The 1,237-nt window shown below is 71.3% G+C and carries 2 protein-coding genes; both read left to right on the forward strand.

Annotation, left to right across the window (positions count from 1 at the left end; translation table 11 throughout):
* Positions 1-704, forward strand: a 704-nt coding sequence (locus tag H0523_RS32005) for a FecR family protein (protein ID WP_180180324.1), incomplete at its 5' end; no start/stop codon positions are given.
* A gap of 184 nt (positions 705-888) precedes the next feature.
* Positions 889-1,237: hypothetical protein (locus H0523_RS32010; protein WP_180180325.1), on the forward strand; the 349-nt coding region annotated here is incomplete at its 3' end.

A 1,237-nucleotide genomic window follows, 5' to 3' on the forward strand; every position in this document is an offset into this window, starting at 1 on the left:
GGCGCGCGTTCCTGGGCGGCGCGGTGGCGGCCTGCGGCGCGTGGCTGGCGTTCAAGCCGCCGCTGGGCCTGTGGCCGGCGGTGGACGAATTGACCGCGGATGTGCGCAGCGGCACCGGCGAACAGCGCCGCGTGGCGCTGGCGGGCGACGCCAGCGTGCAGCTCAATACCCAGACCCGCATCAACCTGTCGCGCAGCGGCCCGGCGCAGCAGATCGATCTGCTGGCCGGCGAGGTCGAGCTGCTGACGTCCGGCCAACTGGTCAGTCTGACGGCGGGCGCGGGTCGCGTCAGCGCCACCTCGGGGTGCGTCAACGTGCGCTACACCGATGGCCTGGTGCGCGTGACCTGCCTGGAGGGCAGCGCCCGCGTCGCGCTGCGCAAGGACTCCATTGAATTGACGGCCGCGCAGCAGGTGGTGCTGGGCGCCGGCGGCGCCAGCGGGCCGCAAAGGGTGGACCCCGACCAGGTCACGGCGTGGCGCCGTGGCGTGCTGGAATTCAACAATGTGCCGCTGGCGCAGGTGGTCGACGAGATCAACCGCTATCGCCCCGGCCGCATCGTGTTGGTGAGCGACCGGCTGGCGGGCAGCCTGGTGCAGGCGCGCTTTTCGCTGGACCAGCTGGCCGACGCCGCGCAACTGATCCGCGATGCCTATGGCGCCCAGGTCACGTCGCTGCCGGGCGGGATCGTGCTGCTGAGCTGAGCGCCGTCGCGCGCATTGTCCCAAACGTGAAATATGAATTTTTTGTGAAAAGGCGCAGTCGATGACGCTTGAAGCGGTCTAGGCACCCATGCGCAGAACTGCCCGGTCCGCGTCGCCGTTTTTTCCGGCGTGCCGGTCCTGGCGCTGCAGATGCCAGATCCGATTCCACGAAGGAAAAGCCGTCATGCCCAGCCGTAATCACGCCCTCGTTTCCCGCAATCCCCAGCGGCGTTCGCGCCGTCCGGCCTGGCGCCTGGCGCCGCTGACCCAGGCGTTGGCGGTGTTGCTGGTGGCGGGGGGCGGGCATGGCGCGGCGCAGGCCCAGGCGCGGGCGTTCAGCCCGGGCTGGTTCGCCGACAAGGGGGCGGTGCAATCGACGGCGCAGCGCACCGGCCGCATGCCCGACGGCAGCCTGGCCGGCATCGGCAACACGGCCCGCCAGCAGGCGCAATCGCGCCAGCAGCTGCAGCGCTCGCTGGACAACCTGAACCGCACCGCGGCGGCGGTGGCCGCGCAGCAGGCGGCGCAGGCGG

It is taken from the genome of Achromobacter insuavis, from assembly GCF_902859645.1.
Taxonomy (GTDB): domain Bacteria; phylum Pseudomonadota; class Gammaproteobacteria; order Burkholderiales; family Burkholderiaceae_B; genus Achromobacter; species Achromobacter insuavis.